Raw genomic sequence first — 14,332 nt, forward strand, 5'->3', positions numbered from 1 at the left:
GGTTCAGGTGCTCGGCTGCGCGGAGGGCTGGCGGGTCATCGGGATGTGGTCGATGCCGGCCTCCGTGTAGTGGGGCCCGGAGGTCACGAAGCCGAAGGAGCCGTACCAGTCCTCGAGGTAGGCCTGGGCGCCGATGCGGATCTCCTGGTCGCCCCAGCGGCTGAGGACCTCGCGGATGAGGGCTCCCGACAGTCCCGTTCCGCGGGCCTCCTTGAGCGTGGCCACGCGCCCGACCTTCCGGACGCCGCCGGCGACGTAGGTGCGCAGGTACGACTGCACGATGCCGTTGTCGTCGGCGATCCAGAGGTGGACGCAGTCGTCGGCCAGGTCGACGCCGTCGACGTCGGGCTCGTCGCACTGCTGCTCCACGGCGAACACCACGTCGCGGATGCGCCAGATCTCGTAGACCTCGCGGCCGCTGAGGTCCGGGCCGCTCCGGGCGGTGATGGTGGGGGTCGTCACGGGTCGACGATATCCGGCGCAGCGTGGTCTCGATACGCCGCTCGCTGCGCTCACGTGCTACTCGACCACCGGCGTGCTGAGCAGGTCCTCGACCGAGGCGAGGAGGCGCGCCCGCAGGGGAGCGGCGGCGTCGGTGAAGTCGCGCTGACGGCGCACGTACTCGGCCTTGCCCTCGGGCGTCTCGATGCGGATGGGCTCGTAGCCGAGGTCGCTGAGGTCGTACGGCGAGGCCATCATGTCGACCTCGCGCACGGCCAGTGCCAGCTCGAAGGCGTCCAGGACGATCGTCGCCTCGACGAACGGCAGCAGCCGGAAGGCGATGCGGTACAGGTCCATCGTCGCGTGGAGGCAGCCCGGCTGCTCCCACTCGAGCTGGTGCTCGCGGCCCAGCTCCTCGATGTTGAGCGGCCGCGCCTCGTCGGTGAAGAAGCGGAACGCGTCGACGTGGGTGCACGTCAGCCTGTGCGACTCGACGACCTCGTCGGTGCCGGCGCCGCCCAGGCGCAGGGGAGCGGGATGGCGCCGGTCGTCGGCGTCTCGGTAGACCATGGCCCACTCGTGCAGCCCGAAGCATCCGGTCCGCGCCGGGCGCGAGGCAGTGCGGGTGAGCAGGTCACGCGTCCAGCGCAGCCCCGGGAGCCGCTTCTCGAGTCGGGAGGTGTCCACCGAGACCACTCCGTCACCCTCGACGTAGGCGCCGAGCGCCGCGTACTCCGGCGCGTCGGCCAGCCCGACCCCGAGCCCGGGGTGCCACCGCTCGAGGGCGCCGGGGGAGAGGTTGTAGTACTCGAAGAGGAAGTCCGCGACGGGGTGCTTCTCGCCGTTCGCCCGCCGCGCCAGGTGGGGCGCGGTGTACCTGCGAGCCCGCTCGCGGTGGGCCTCCGCCAGGGGAAGCCAGTCGGTGCGGCTCAGGACCTGCATGATCCGCAGGTGCCGAAGATCTCCAGCGTGTGTGAGATGTCGGCGAAGCCGTTCTCCTCAGCCACGCGGTCGGCCCACTTCTCGACCGTCGGGCCCTCCACCTCCACCGTGCGCCCGCACGCGCGGCACACGAGGTGGTGGTGGTGCCCGCGGCTGCAGCGGCGGTAGAGCGTCTCGCCGTCGTCGGAGCGCAGGGCGTCGACCTCGTCGGCCTCGGCGAGTGCCTGCAGGGTGCGGTAGACGGTGGACAGGCCGACGTTGTCGCCGCGATCCTCCAACAGGGCGTGGATCTGCTGGGCCGAGCGGAAGCCGTCGAGGTCCTCCATGAGGTCGGCGACGGCGCGCCGCTGGCGGGTGTTACGCGGTGCCTCGACCATGAGGTGCCTCCTGTCGGGAACGGACGTGCGTCAGGCCGTGGGCCAGCGCCGCCACGATGAACACGCCGAGGGCGATCACCACGATCGTGGGCCCCGGCTGGGTGTCGATCTGGACGCTCACGAGCAGCCCGGAGACGGCCGAGAACAGGCCGATCCCCATGGCCGCCAAGTGGGTGGAGCGGAAGCTGCGCGTCAGCTGCTGGGCCGCGGCCACCGGCACCACCATGAGTGCCGAGACCAGCAGCAGGCCGACCGTGCGCATCGCGACCGTGATCGTCACCGCCGCGAGCACCGCGATGAGCATCCCGTACAGCCGCACGGGGATGCCCATGACGCGCGCCTGCGACTCGTCCTGGCACAGGGCGAACAGCTGCGGCCGCAGGGCGACAGTGGTCGCGATCACGACGAGGCCCAGCACCGTCACGACCGCGAGATCGGCCCGGCTCATCGTGATGATCGAGCCGAACAGGTACTGGTTCAGCACGGCTGCGGACTCGCCCGCGAGGTTCGTCAGCAGGACACCGCCGGCGAGGCCGCCGTAGAACAGCATCGCCAGGGCGAGGTCGCCGCTCGTGCGTCCGATGCTGCGCAGGACCTCGAGCAGGATGGCGCCGCCCACTGCGACGACCACCGCGGTGGCCAGGGGCGCGACGCCCGTCAGCAGGCCGAGCGCGACACCGGTGAGCGCGACGTGGCCGAGCCCGTCGCCGAGCAGGGCCAGCCGGCGCTGCACGACGAACGTGCCGACGGCCGGTGCCGACAGGCCCGTGATGACCGCGGCGACGAGGGCGTACTGCATGAACGCGTACGACAGGACGCTCATGACGTGCCTCCCGGAAGAGGGCCCTCGGCGGGCACGGGCCGTGTCACGGACGGCTCGCTGCTGTGCGCGTGGTCGTGCGCGTGGTCGTGGGTCCCGGGTCCGACCGCGGGTCCCTCGTACTCCACCAGCCCGCGGTCGAGGTGGACCGCGCGGTCCACCAGCGGAGCCATCGGGCCCAGCTCGTGCGCCACCATGACGATCGCGGTGCCGCGCTCGTCGAGCTCGCCCAGCAGGCCGGCGAAGACCTCGGCGCTGTGCGCGTCGATGCCCGCCATCGGCTCGTCCATGACGACGAGGTCGGGATCGGCCACCAGCGCCCGCGCGATGTGGGCGCGCTGCTGCTGGCCGCCGGACAGGTGCGTGATCGGCCGCTTCGCGAGGTGCGCCAGCCCGACGCGCTCGATCAGCTCAGCGGCCGCGGCGCGATCGGCGCGCGACGGCCAGCCGAAGCGCGGGCGGCGCGAGAGGGAACCACTCACCACGACCTCGCTCACCGTGGCGGGGACGCCGGAGAAGACCTCGGGGCGCTGCGACATGTACCCGATGCGCTGGTGGTCGGTGAAGCGACCGAGCGGGGTGCCGAAGAGCTCGATCGAGCCACGGTGCGGCAGCAGTCCGACCAGGGCGCGCACGAGCGTGGACTTGCCCGACCCGTTGGCGCCCAGGATCGTCACGAACTCGCCCGGCATCACCCGCAGGTCGACCCCGCGCAGCACCTGGGTGCCGCCGAGGTCGACCGTGACGCCGGTGGCGTCGATGACGGGAGGGACGGAGGGGGACGTCACGAGCAGCCGTTCGCCTTCGTCAGCGCGTCGAGGTTCTGTCGCATGAGGGAAACGTAGTCCTCGTCGCTCGTCTCGTCCGACAGGCCCTCGATCGGATCGAGGACGGCCGTGTCGGCCCCGGTCTCGCGGGCGACCGTCTCGGCCAGGGCGGAGGACGCGAGGCGTTCGGTGAAGACGGTGGTGATGCCGTGGTCCTTGACCTCCTCGGTGATCTCGGCCAGCGCCGCCGTGGTCGGCTCGGACTGCGGGTCGATGCCGCTGATCGCGATCTGGGTCAGGCCGTAGGCCGCGGCGAGGTGCCCGAAGGCGGCGTGCGACGTGACGAACTCCGTCTGCTCGCAGGAGGCCAGGCCGCTCGTGAAGTCGGCGTCGAGCTGCTCGAGCTCGGCGATCAGCTCCTCGGCGTTCGCCTCGTAGGTGGACGCCCCGGCGGGATCCGCCTCGACGAGGGCGTCCCGCACGCCCGCGGCAGCGGTCACCATGTTGGCGGGGTTGAGCCACACGTGCGGGTCGACACCGCCGTGGTCGTGATCATGACCCTCGTGGTCGTGGCCCTCCTCCTCGTGACCTTCCTCCTCGCCCTCGATCGGCGCCACGCCCTCGGCCAGGTCCACGGTGGACCCACCGTCGCGGTCCGCATCCTCGATCGCGTGGTCCACGGCCTCCTGGAAGTTCGACAGGTACACCACGACGTCGGCCTCGTTGACCTTCATGACCTGCTTGGCCGTGAGCTCGAGGTCGTGGGCCTCCGCGCCGGGGGACGTGAGCGTGGTGACCGAGACGTCGTCGCCGCCGATCCGCTCGGCGAGGAACTGCGCGGGATAGAACGACGTGACGACCTCGGTGCGTCCGTCGTCGTCACCGCCTCCCGCGCAGGCGACGAGGGTTGCGGCGAGGAGGGCGGTGCACGCGGCACCGGCAAGCAGCTTCATGACAACCATTCTCAAGAGGGTTGAGAACGATTGTCAAATCAGAGGCGGTGGCCGGTGGCCGGGTCGAAGACGTGGACGTCCGCGAGATCCAGGGGCGCGAGGCGGATGTGGCTGCCCTTCTCGGGCGGACGGCGCCAGTCGGTGCGGGCGACGAGGTTCTCCGTGAGGTTCTCGGTGTGCCCGTACAGGTAGGCGTCGGCGCCAGTCTCCTCGACGACGGAGACGGTGATCGGCAGCCCCTGCTCGGAGATGCCGAGGTTCTCCGGCCGCACGCCGACCGTGACGGTGGCACCGACCAGGTCGAGCACGGATCGCTCGATCGGGACCACGGCGTCGCCGAGCCTCGCGCCCCCGTCGACGACGGGCAGGTCCAGCAGGTTCATCGCGGGGGAGCCGAGGAACCCGGCGACGAAGACGTTCGCGGGACGGTCGTAGATCTCCCGAGGGGTGGCCACCTGCTGGAGGACCCCGGCGTCCATGACCGCGACACGATCGCCCATGGTCATCGCCTCGACCTGGTCGTGGGTCACGTAGACGGTGGTGGTCCCGAGCCGGCGCTGGAGCGCCGCGATCTGGGTTCGGGTCTGCACGCGCAGCTTGGCGTCGAGGTTCGACAGCGGCTCGTCCATGAGGAAGACCTGGGGCGACCGGACGATCGCCCGGCCCATCGCGACGCGCTGGCGCTGGCCGCCGGACAGGGCCTTCGGCTTGCGATCGAGGTAGGGCGTCAGGTCGAGGATGGCCGCGGCCTCCTCCACCCGGGTGCGGATCTCGGCCTTCGGGACGCGCGCGATCTTGAGCGCGAAGCCCATGTTCTCGGCCACCGTCATGTGCGGGTAGAGGGCGTAGTTCTGGAACACCATCGCGATGTCCCGGTCCTTGGAGGCCAGGTGGGTCACGTCGCGGTCCCCGATGAGGAGGCGACCGGAGTCCACGTCCTCCAGGCCCGCCAGCATCCGCAGCGTCGTGGACTTGCCGCAGCCCGACGGACCGACCAGCACGAGGAACTCGCCGTCCTCGATGGCGAGATCGATCGCGTCCACGGCCGGACGCTCCTGCCCGTCGAAGATCCGGGTCGCCTTCTCGAAAGTCACCGATGCCACGATGCTGCTCCTTCAACTGGGTTCATGGGCGCTGGGGTCACGGTCACCACGGCTGCCCGTCCGGCTTGTGGGCCACGGTGAAGCGGTAGTAGTCGATCAACGTCAGGTCCGCGGCGGCGTCCGGATCCACGACGCACGTCACGTGCGGGTGCAGCTGGAGCACCGAGGCGGGGCAGAACGCGCTCACCGGCCCCTCGACCGCGGCGGCCACCGCGGCCGCCTTGGCCGGACCGGTGGCGACCAGCACGACGTGACGCGCCTCGAGGATCGTCCCCAGGCCCTGCGTCAGCACGTGGATCGGCACCTCGTCGATCGAGCCGAAGAAGCGGGCGTTGTCCTCGCGGGTGCGCGGGGTCAGGGTCTTGGTCCGGGTGCGGGAGGCCAGGGAGGAGCCGGGCTCGTTGAAGCCGATGTGGCCGTCCGTGCCGATCCCGAGCAGCTGCACGTCGATGCCGCCCGCGGCGGCGATGGCCGCCTCGTAGCGGGCCGCCTCGGCAGGGACGTCCGTCGCCTCGCCGTCGGGGCCGTCGACCTCGATGCCGGCGCGGTCGGTGAAGTCGCGCCTGATCACCGAGTGGTAGCTCTGCGGGTGCGAGCGGGGCAGGCCCAGGTACTCGTCGAGCGTGAAGGCGCGCACGCCGTCGAACGAGAGCTCGCCGGTGTCGCGCCGGCGCAGCAGCGACGTGTACACCGGCAGCGGGGAGGAGCCGGTGGCCAGGCCGAGGACCGCACCCGGGTGCACGTGCCCGGCGATCGCATCCGCGGCGACCTCGCCCGGGCTCGTGGTGACAACGACCTCCATCAGCCCATCACTCCTTCGGTGACCAGCAGCGCGGCACCGCGCGTGCCGACCGCAATGTGATCGGGCAGCCAGCGCACGCGGTCGGCGACCGGGACGGCGCGGCCCACCAGGGCGCGGTCGTCGTGGTGCAGGCGGGCGCTCACCGCGGCACGCAGGGCGGGGTTGCGGGAGACGACACCACCGGTCACGAGGATCAGCGCGACGTCGGGGCCGTAGGCCAGCAGCGTGATCGCGTGCGCGATCCCGGCCGTGAGGTCGTCCGCGGTCCGGGCCGCCGCCTCGTCCCCGGCCTCGGCCGCGGCGAACAGCTGGCGTGCGGTGCCCGACCAGCCACGCCGCAGGCCGCTGCCGGAGGCGTACAGCTCGAGGCAGCCGGTCTGCCCGCACGGGCACACCGGGCCGCTGCGGTCGAAGACGAGGTGGCCGATCTCGCCGGCCGAACCGGTCGCCCCGGCGCGCAGCCGACCGCCGAGCACCATCCCCGCGGCCAGGCCCGTGCCGATGTTCAGCAGGGCGTAGTCGTCGACGCCCGGATCGTGCTGCGCGAGCCAGCCGCGGGCGCCGAGCGCGGCGGTCTTGACGTCGTTCTCCACGCCCACCGGCCCGGGCGTGAGCGCCCTCAGCGTCGGCAGCAGGTCGAGGGGCTCGGCCCCGAGGCCGAGGTTGACCGCGTGGGACGCGGTGCCCTTCGAGACGAACCCGGGGATGCCCACACCGATGCCGACGACGTCGGCGTCGGGGCCGACGGCGGCGGCGAGGTCGTGGACGGCCGCGGTGATGCCGTCGCGGATGCCATCGGCGCCGAGCTCGGTACGGCGGCGCAGCTCGGCCAGCGCGAGGCCGGTGGGGTCGGTGGGCGACACGGCCATCGCCTTGACGGAGGTACCGCCGATGTCGAGGCCCACGAGGATCGGGGTGGTCACGAGGCGTCACCCCTCAGCGCGCGCGAGAGCGCGGTCAGCAGGGCGGCCGACGAGCCCATCGTGCACAGGACGTCGGAGCGGTCCGCCAACCTCGGATCGGGCCATGCCAGCTCGACGAGCCGCGCCTGCGGATTGGCGTCCAGCTGGTCGGTGATCCAGGCGCGGACCTCGGGATGGGCGGCGGCCCGGCGTGCGACCACGAGGACCTCGCCCCCGAACGGCCCGACGCCCTCCAGATCGCGAGCGGTCAGGTCGACGACGTCGGCGTCCACGTCGAGGCGGCCCCAGTCGGTCCAGCCCACGGCGGGGTTGGTGCCGGTGTCGATGCGAACGACGGTGGCGCGTCCCGTCAGCGGGGTGACGCCGAGCCGGGCCACCACCTCCGCGGCGACCTTCTCGGAGGCGATCCGGGCGGTCTCGATCGTTCCCGGCTCGGCCGAGGGGCGACCCGACCAGTCGGCGCGCAGCCGCTCGACCCGCGCCGCTGCCTCCCTGAGCCGGCTGCGCTCCAGGGTGCCGGTCCCGACTGCCGCGACGACCGCCTCCACGGCCTCGGTGAGCGCACCGGGCCCGGCCGAGGACTCCGGGCCGAGGCACAGCAGGTCGGCACCGGCGGCGAGCGACGCGACGGCCGCGCCGCCCAGGCCGAGGGTGCCGCTGGCGCCGGCCATGTCGAGCGCATCGCTGACGATCACGCCGTCGTAGCCGAGCTCGTCACGCAGCAGGCCGGTCAGGACGGCCCGGCTCAACGTGGCCGGACGGTCGGGATCGAAGGCGGCGAGGACCACGTGGGACGTCATGATCGACGCCGCCCGAGCCTCGATCGCGGCCCGGAACGGCACCAGCTCGCGCTCGCGCAGGACTGCGGCGGAGGCGTCGACGCGGGGGAGCTCCAGGTGCGAGTCGGCGCTCGTGTCGCCGTGCCCGGGGAAGTGCTTCACGCTCGCGGCGACGCCCGCCGAGGCGAGTCCCTCGACGAAGGCGGCGACGTGGCGGGCCACGAGCGCCGGGTCGGCGCCGAAGCTGCGGGTGCCGATGACGGGATTGGCGGCGTTGCTGTTGGCGTCGGCGCACGGCGCCAGGTCCAGCCACACCCCGGCCTCACGCAGCTCGGCACCGATGCCGGCCGCGATCGTGCGGGTCAGCGCAACGTCGTCGACGACGCCGAGCGCGGCGTTGCCCGGGTGAGGGCTGCCCGTCGCCATGTGGAGGCGGGTCACGTCGCCACCCTCCTCGTCGAGGGCGAGGATCCGGGTGGGGTCCAGCGCCGCGACGGCTCGGGCGACGGGGCGGACGTCGCCGTCCGCGGGCAGGTTGTCGCCGTAGAGGCAGATCCCGGCCAGACCGTCGGCGAACGCCTCAGCCAACCACGAGGGAACCCGCGGGCCGTGGAACGCGGCCAGCATCACGCCGTGCGCGTCGGCGCGCACCGAGTCGTCGGTCATCCCTTCACCGCCCCCGAGACGAGGCCGGAGGTCATCCGGCCCTGGACGATCATGAAGAACACGATCACCGGAACGGCCACCATCGTCGCGCCGGCCATGACGCCGGGCCAGTCGATCGCCTCGTTGGACACGTCGGACAGGCCGCGCAGCCACAGCGGCAGCGTGCGGTTCGACGGGTCCATGACGACGACCGCGAGGGTGAACTCGTTCCACGCCTGGAGGAACCCGTAGACGCTGGCGGCCACCAGGCCGGGTGCCAGCAGGGGGAACGTGATCGTGAAGAAGGCGCGGGTGCGGCTGCAGCCGTCCACCATCGCGGCCTCCTCCAGGTCGATCGGCACGCCGTCGGCGAAGCCGCGCAGCATCCAGATGGTGAAGGGCAGGATCATCGCGATGTAGAGCAGACCCAGGCCGCCGATCGTGTTGTAGAGGCCGGCGTCGCCCAGCATCTTGTACTGGCTGATGAAGAGGGCCTCCGGTGGGATCATCTGGATCGCCAGGACGACGAGGACGAACTGGGCGCGCCCGCGGAAGCGGAAGCGCGAGATCGCCACGGCCCCCAGGAAGGCGCACAGGCCGGCGCAGATCACGGCGATCATCGTCACGGTGATGCTGAGCTTGAACGAGTCGACGAAGGCGTCGTCGAAGACCCGCGCGAAGCCCGAGCCCGTGAGGTCGCGGGGGAACCAGGCCGGCTCGGGGGAGCGCAGCCGGTCGGCGGGCTGGAACGCGCTGTTGAGGATCCAGTAGACCGGGAACATCCACAGGACCGCGACCACGACGGCCAGGGCACCCCACAGGCGGCGGGTCGTCGTGCGCGTCATCGCGACTCCTTCAGCAGCGCGCGGACGTAGCCCGCGGTGAGGACGAGGGTCAGCACGAGCACGAACATCGCCAGCGCGGACGCCATGCCGTAGTCGCTCTGGCCGATGCCGAGCGTGTAGATGTACGTGCCGAGCAGGTGCGTCTTGCTCGGAGTGCCTCCGACGCCCTGCAGGTAGTAGATCTGGGCGAACACCCGCAGGTCCCACACGACCTGCAGCAGCAGCGTGATCGTCAGGACGGGGCGGATCGTCGGGTAGACGATGTGCCGGAACCGCTGCCAGGCGTTCGCGCCGTCGAGCTCGCCGGCCTCGAGGGCGTCCTCGGACACCTGGGTCAGCGCCGCATAGATCGTGAACATGACGAACGGCACGCTCATCCACACGACGATCACGGTGGCCACGAAGTAGAAGGACCAGGGGTTCGTCAGCCAGTTGTGGCCGTCGAAGGACTCGAACCCCAGGCGGACCAGCGTCCAGTTGATGACGCCGTAGCGGGTGTCGAAGAGCCACTGCCACGAGGTCATCGCGGCGATCACCGGCATGGCCCACGCGAGCAGCATCGCGATCTGCAGCGTCAGCCGGGGCCCGCGCGACACGTGCTTCAGCAGCACCGCCAGCGAGATCCCGATGGCCATCGTCACGATCACGTTGACGGCGCAGAACGCGAGCGACCGGCCGACGACCGCCCACATCTGGGGATCGGTGAACAGCTGCGTGTAGTTCTCCAGGCCGACGAAGGGTGCCGCCTGGCCGAACTGCTGGGCCCGGCCGTACTCCTGGAACGACATCACGACCTGGCGCACCAGGGGATACCCCATGGCGATCCCGAGGATCACCACCGCCGGCGTCAGCAGGGCGTAGGGCCCGAACCTGCGGGCGGCCGTCTGCGTGCTCATCGTTCCTCCTTCCCTGGGCAGTGTGCTCCCGGCAGGCGGCGGGGCCCGGCCTCACGACCGGGCCCCACCGGGTTCCTCACCGCGAGCGGGTCACTTGTTGAGCTCGGCCTCGAGCTTGGCGTCGGTGGCCTTCGCGACGGTGGCGACGTCCTCGCCGTTCGCGATGGCACCGAAGAACTCCTCCATGACGCTCGACGTCTCGACCGCGGCCCAGTTCGGCGAGGTCGGGGTGAGCTTGGAGTTGCCGGCTGCGGTGATGGCCGCCGTGGCGAACTCGTCGTCGCCCATGAGCGACGTGAACTCGTCGTTGGCCGGGCCGAGGCCGTTCTTGGCGAGCAGCTGCTGGTAGTCGTCGCTGTAGATCAGCTTGAGCACCTCGAAGGCCAGGTCCTGGTTCTTCGACTTGGCCGACACGGCGAGGTTCGAGCCGCCGGCGAAGACCGGCGCGGCCTCGCCGTCGACACCCGGCAGCGCGAAGCCGCCGAGATCCTCGGCCTTGTCCTCGGCGACCGACCAGCGGGCCCAGCTCGGCGCCATGAACATCGCGGCCTCGCCGTTGTTGAACGGGGTCCACGCCTCCTCGTCCTTGCCGTCCTTCGGGGCGGTGGTGGCCTTCTCGGCCAGCTGCTGCCACTGCTCGAGACCCTGGATCGACTCGGGGCTCGACAGCTTGCCCACCCACGCGTCGCCCTCCTGGACGGCGATGTCGCCACCGTGCGCGAAGATCCAGCTGATGCCGTTGCGCCAGTCCTGACCGGGCAGCCAGAAGCCGCTGTACTTGTCGCCGCCGTCGGCCTTCAGCTGCGTCGCCGCGGCGCTGAAGTCCTCGAGGGTCTTCGGGGGCTCCAGGCCGGCGTCCTTCAGGGCCTTCTTGCTGTAGAAGACGTAGCGCGAGCCCCAGTAGTACGGCACCGCGTAGAGCTTGTCCTCCCACGTGCCGGCCTCGACGAACGACTCGGGGCCCATCGCGCCCAGCTCGTCGGCCTTGTCGGTCAGGTCGGAGAAGGCGCCGATGCTGGTGAACGAGGCGGCCTGGGTGTTGCCGATCTCCACGACGTCGGGCGACTCGTCGCTCGGCAGCGAGGTGTTCAGGCGGGTCAGCAGCTCGCCCCAGTCGATGCGCTCGATCTTGAGGGTCTTGCCGTCGTTCTGGGCGGCGAACTCCTTGGTCAGCCAGTCGCTGGCCTCGGTCGGGGTGTCCTCCTTGCCCGCGAGCCACAGGGTGATGGTGTCGGACCCGGCGTCGGACGACGAGTCGTCGTCGCCCCCGCACGCGGCCAGGACGCTCAGGGCGATCCCGGCCACGGCCGCGCTCGCCACGAACTTACGGAGCTTCATGATGTGCCTCTCCTGCATGATGTGTGGTGGTGGAGTGTTCGGCGCGGCGCACCTCACACGACTCCCAGCTCGCGATGGCGCACCAGCGCCGCCGCCCCGGTCAGGACGAGCTCGTCGTGGGCGACCAGGCGGATCCTGATGCGCTGGGCGACGAAGGGGAGACTCTGGCGGGCGACGGCGGCGCGTGCTGCCTCCAGCACGGGGCCGTCGAGCAGTTCGGTCGGTCCGTGCAGGACGACGTCGGCGATGCCGAGGGTGGTCACGATCGGCGTCAGGACCGATCCGAGGAGGTCGCCGACGTGGCGGCGGGCCTCGTCGGATCCGGCGGCCCGCAGGGCCGGCGCGCTGAGCAGGGTCTCGAGGCAGCCGCGGTTCCCGCAGGCGCAGGCGGCGCCGTCGGGATCGACGACGATGTGGCCGATCTCGCCGGCCGAGCGCAGGGGACCGGCCACCGGGTGGCCGTCGACGAGGATGCCACCGCCGACGCCCTGGCCGATCGTGACCATCAGCAGGCCGGCGTCGTCGCCGTCGCCGAAGGCGCCCTCGGCGACCGCCGCGATGTTGGCGTCGTTGCCGACACACACCGGCAGCTCGTGGCGCTCGGCCAGGGTGGCGGCGAGGGGGACGTCGTCCCAGGCCAGGTTCGGCGCCTGCAGGACGACGCCCGCGTCGTCGATGATGCCGGGCGTGCCGACGCCGATGCCGAGCACGCGGCGGGGGGCTCTCTCGACGAGGCGGGCGACGAGCGTGGACAGGTCGTCCACGGCGTCGGCGCCCCGGGTGAACGGGGCCTGCTCGCGCAGGAGGACCTGACCGTGCAGGTCGACGACGGCGCCGTCGAAGCCCGAGTCGTCGGACAGGTCGACCGCGACGATGACCGGCGCGTCCTTCGAGATGGCCACGAGCGTCGCGGGCTTGCCCAGGTGGGTGCCGGGGCGGGCGCCGATGTCGTCGACCAGCGACTCCTGGAGCATCTCGGCGACCAGGTCCGACACCGTCACGCGGGTCAGGCCAGTCTCGCGGGCGAGGTCTGCGCGGGTCGTCGGGCCGTGGTCCATGAGGTGCTGCAGCAGCAGGGTGCGGTGGTGCCGACGAGTGTCGGCCGGGCGCACCTTGCCCACCGCACGGCGGGTCACTGTGGTCGAGGTCACGGAGTTAATAAACCAAACTAACTAAAGCCCGTCAAGGCATTCGGGGGAACTGATCACGGACCGCCCTGAGGCCGGGGGTATCGTGGATCGCTGACCTCGGGCGCGCGTTGTCACGACGACGCGCAACGGCCCGCCGACATCCAGCCGGACAGGATTTCCTCCATGGCCTCAGTCATCGACACCGTCATCAGCCTCTGCAAGCGCCGCGGCTTCGTCTACCAGTGCGGCGAGATCTACGGCGGCACCCGCTCCGCCTGGGACTACGGGCCGCTCGGCGTCGAGCTCAAGGAGAACGTCAAGCGCCAGTGGTGGCGCTCGATGGTGCAGGGCCGCGACGACGTCGTCGGCCTCGACTCCTCGGTGATCCTGCCCACGCCCGTGTGGCAGGCCTCGGGCCACCTCGCCGCCTTCGTCGACCCGCTGGTCGAGTGCCTGCAGTGCCACAAGCGCTACCGCCAGGACCACCTCCAGGAGGCGTACGCCGAGAAGCACGGCCTCGACGACCCCGACGCGGTCGAGATGTCCACGCTGGTCTGTGCGAACTGCGGCACCCGGGGCCAGTGGACCGAGCCGCGCATGTTCAACGGCCTGCTCAAGACGTTCCTCGGACCGGTCGAGTCCGAGGAGGGCCTGCACTACCTGCGCCCCGAGACCGCCCAGGGCATCTTCGTGAACTTCGCCCAGGTCATGACGTCCTCGCGCCAGAAGCCCCCGTTCGGCATCGGCCAGATCGGCAAGAGCTTCCGCAACGAGATCACGCCGGGCAACTTCATCTTCCGCACCCGCGAGTTCGAGCAGATGGAGATGGAGTTCTTCGTCAAGCCCGGCGAGGACGAGGAGTGGCACCAGTACTGGATCGACACGCGCCTCAAGTGGTACACCGACCTCGGTGTGAACCCCGACAACCTGCGCCTGTTCGAGCACCCGGCCGAGAAGCTCTCGCACTACTCCAAGCGCACCGTCGACATCGAGTACCGCTTCGGCTTCGCGGGCTCGGAGTTCGGTGAGCTCGAGGGCGTCGCGAACCGCACCGACTTCGACCTGTCGACGCACGCCGAGCACTCGGGCCGTGACCTGTCGTACTTCGACCAGGCCAACAACGAGCGCTGGACCCCGTACGTCATCGAGCCGGCAGCCGGCGTGAACCGCTCGCTGATGGCGTTCCTCGTGGACGCCTACACCGAGGACGAGGCGCCCAACGCCAAGGGCGGCGTGGACAAGCGCACCGTGCTGCGCCTGGACCCGCGACTCTCGCCGGTCAAGGCCGCGGTCCTGCCGCTGTCGCGCAACGAGGCCCTCTCGCCCAAGGCGCGCGACCTCGCCGCCGAGCTGCGCCAGAACTGGAACGTCGACTTCGACGACGCCCAGGCGATCGGCAAGCGCTACCGCCGTCAGGACGAGATCGGCACGCCGTTCTGCATCACGGTCGACTTCGACACCCTCGAGGACGACGCGGTCACGATCCGGGAGCGCGACTCGATGTCGCAGGAGCGCATCGGCCTGAGCCAGGTCAGCGGGTACCTCGCGTCGCGCCTCATCGGTTGCTGAGC

The 14,332-nt window shown here is 71.3% G+C and carries 15 protein-coding genes; 1 reads left to right on the forward strand and 14 read right to left on the reverse strand.

The genetic code is table 11. The features are described 5' to 3' along the window. Positions 1–3: 3 nt before the first annotated feature. The 14 genes from B2363_RS03795 to B2363_RS03860 form a co-directional block, all read right to left on the reverse strand. Positions 4–462 carry a GNAT family N-acetyltransferase gene (locus B2363_RS03795; RefSeq protein WP_286928561.1) on the reverse strand — a complete coding sequence of 153 codons (459 nt, stop codon included), beginning with the start codon at positions 460–462 and terminating at the stop codon, positions 4–6. Positions 463–519: 57 nt separating this feature from the next. After that, positions 520–1,383, reverse strand: a complete 864-nt coding sequence (locus tag B2363_RS03800; protein ID WP_286928562.1) for a 3-methyladenine DNA glycosylase — start codon at positions 1,381–1,383, stop codon at positions 520–522. Then, the gene (locus B2363_RS03805; protein ID WP_181755909.1) at positions 1,371–1,760 is read right to left on the reverse strand and encodes a Fur family transcriptional regulator; all 390 of its coding nucleotides are present in this window, start codon (positions 1,758–1,760) and stop codon (positions 1,371–1,373) included. The genes B2363_RS03800 and B2363_RS03805 overlap by 13 nt, the downstream gene beginning before the upstream one ends. Continuing rightward, positions 1,741–2,583: a metal ABC transporter permease gene (locus B2363_RS03810; protein WP_181755908.1), complete on the reverse strand. Its 843-nt coding sequence runs from the start codon at positions 2,581–2,583 to the stop codon at positions 1,741–1,743. The genes B2363_RS03805 and B2363_RS03810 overlap by 20 nt, the downstream gene beginning before the upstream one ends. Further along, entirely contained in the window at positions 2,580–3,368 is a 789-nt protein-coding gene (locus B2363_RS03815; RefSeq protein WP_286928564.1) for a metal ABC transporter ATP-binding protein, read from the reverse strand. Before B2363_RS03815 ends, B2363_RS03810 begins: the two co-directional genes overlap by 4 nt. Next, complete coding sequence (locus B2363_RS03820; protein ID WP_286928566.1) at positions 3,365–4,300, reverse strand: metal ABC transporter substrate-binding protein; 936 nt, start codon at positions 4,298–4,300, stop codon at positions 3,365–3,367. Before B2363_RS03820 ends, B2363_RS03815 begins: the two co-directional genes overlap by 4 nt. A 38-nt stretch (positions 4,301–4,338) precedes the next feature. Further along, positions 4,339–5,403, reverse strand: a complete 1,065-nt coding sequence (locus B2363_RS03825) for an ABC transporter ATP-binding protein (RefSeq protein WP_286928567.1) — start codon at positions 5,401–5,403, stop codon at positions 4,339–4,341. 43 nt (positions 5,404–5,446) lie between these two features. Beyond that, positions 5,447–6,205 (reverse strand): glucosamine-6-phosphate deaminase, encoded by a 759-nt coding sequence (locus B2363_RS03830; protein ID WP_286928568.1) that lies wholly within the window; start codon positions 6,203–6,205, stop codon positions 5,447–5,449. Beyond that, on the reverse strand, positions 6,205–7,128 hold the full coding sequence (locus B2363_RS03835; protein ID WP_286928569.1) for an ROK family protein: 924 nt from the start codon (positions 7,126–7,128) through the stop codon (positions 6,205–6,207). Before B2363_RS03835 ends, B2363_RS03830 begins: the two co-directional genes overlap by 1 nt. Continuing rightward, positions 7,125–8,573, reverse strand: coding sequence for a glycoside hydrolase family 3 N-terminal domain-containing protein (locus tag B2363_RS03840; protein WP_286928571.1), 1,449 nt, complete (start codon positions 8,571–8,573; stop codon positions 7,125–7,127). The genes B2363_RS03835 and B2363_RS03840 overlap by 4 nt, the downstream gene beginning before the upstream one ends. Then, a complete protein-coding gene (locus tag B2363_RS03845; RefSeq protein ID WP_286928573.1) occupies positions 8,570–9,397 on the reverse strand; it encodes a carbohydrate ABC transporter permease in 828 nt (275 codons plus the stop codon). Before B2363_RS03845 ends, B2363_RS03840 begins: the two co-directional genes overlap by 4 nt. Further along, positions 9,394–10,293 (reverse strand): carbohydrate ABC transporter permease, encoded by a 900-nt coding sequence (locus B2363_RS03850; protein WP_286928575.1) that lies wholly within the window; start codon positions 10,291–10,293, stop codon positions 9,394–9,396. The genes B2363_RS03845 and B2363_RS03850 overlap by 4 nt, the downstream gene beginning before the upstream one ends. A gap of 90 nt (positions 10,294–10,383) precedes the next feature. Beyond that, positions 10,384–11,631 carry an extracellular solute-binding protein gene (locus tag B2363_RS03855; RefSeq protein ID WP_286928576.1) on the reverse strand — a complete coding sequence of 416 codons (1,248 nt, stop codon included), beginning with the start codon at positions 11,629–11,631 and terminating at the stop codon, positions 10,384–10,386. Positions 11,632–11,684: 53 nt separating this feature from the next. Beyond that, positions 11,685–12,782: an ROK family transcriptional regulator gene (locus tag B2363_RS03860; protein ID WP_286928577.1), complete on the reverse strand. Its 1,098-nt coding sequence runs from the start codon at positions 12,780–12,782 to the stop codon at positions 11,685–11,687. Between the two features lie 162 nt (positions 12,783–12,944). Between B2363_RS03860 and B2363_RS03865 the strand changes: the two genes are divergently transcribed. Beyond that, entirely contained in the window at positions 12,945–14,330 is a 1,386-nt protein-coding gene (locus B2363_RS03865; protein WP_286928578.1) for a glycine--tRNA ligase, read from the forward strand. The last annotated feature ends 2 nt before the right edge of the window (positions 14,331–14,332 follow it).

The organism is Aeromicrobium sp. UBA7512, assembly GCF_002476985.1.
Lineage (GTDB): Bacteria > Actinomycetota > Actinomycetes > Propionibacteriales > Nocardioidaceae > Aeromicrobium > Aeromicrobium phoceense.

Coding starts and splice junctions, on each gene's coding strand:
- B2363_RS03800 (WP_286928562.1), bottom strand. CDS start 1,383: ATGCAGGTCCTGAGCCGCACCGACTGGCTTCCCCTGGCGGAGGCCCAC.
- B2363_RS03805 (WP_181755909.1), bottom strand. CDS start 1,760: ATGGTCGAGGCACCGCGTAACACCCGCCAGCGGCGCGCCGTCGCCGAC.
- B2363_RS03810 (WP_181755908.1), bottom strand. CDS start 2,583: ATGAGCGTCCTGTCGTACGCGTTCATGCAGTACGCCCTCGTCGCCGCG.
- B2363_RS03820 (WP_286928566.1), bottom strand. CDS start 4,300: ATGAAGCTGCTTGCCGGTGCCGCGTGCACCGCCCTCCTCGCCGCAACC.
- B2363_RS03830 (WP_286928568.1), bottom strand. CDS start 6,205: ATGGAGGTCGTTGTCACCACGAGCCCGGGCGAGGTCGCCGCGGATGCG.
- B2363_RS03840 (WP_286928571.1), bottom strand. CDS start 8,573: ATGACCGACGACTCGGTGCGCGCCGACGCGCACGGCGTGATGCTGGCC.
- B2363_RS03845 (WP_286928573.1), bottom strand. CDS start 9,397: ATGACGCGCACGACGACCCGCCGCCTGTGGGGTGCCCTGGCCGTCGTG.
- B2363_RS03850 (WP_286928575.1), bottom strand. CDS start 10,293: ATGAGCACGCAGACGGCCGCCCGCAGGTTCGGGCCCTACGCCCTGCTG.
- B2363_RS03855 (WP_286928576.1), bottom strand. CDS start 11,631: ATGAAGCTCCGTAAGTTCGTGGCGAGCGCGGCCGTGGCCGGGATCGCC.
- B2363_RS03865 (WP_286928578.1), top strand. CDS start 12,945: ATGGCCTCAGTCATCGACACCGTCATCAGCCTCTGCAAGCGCCGCGGC.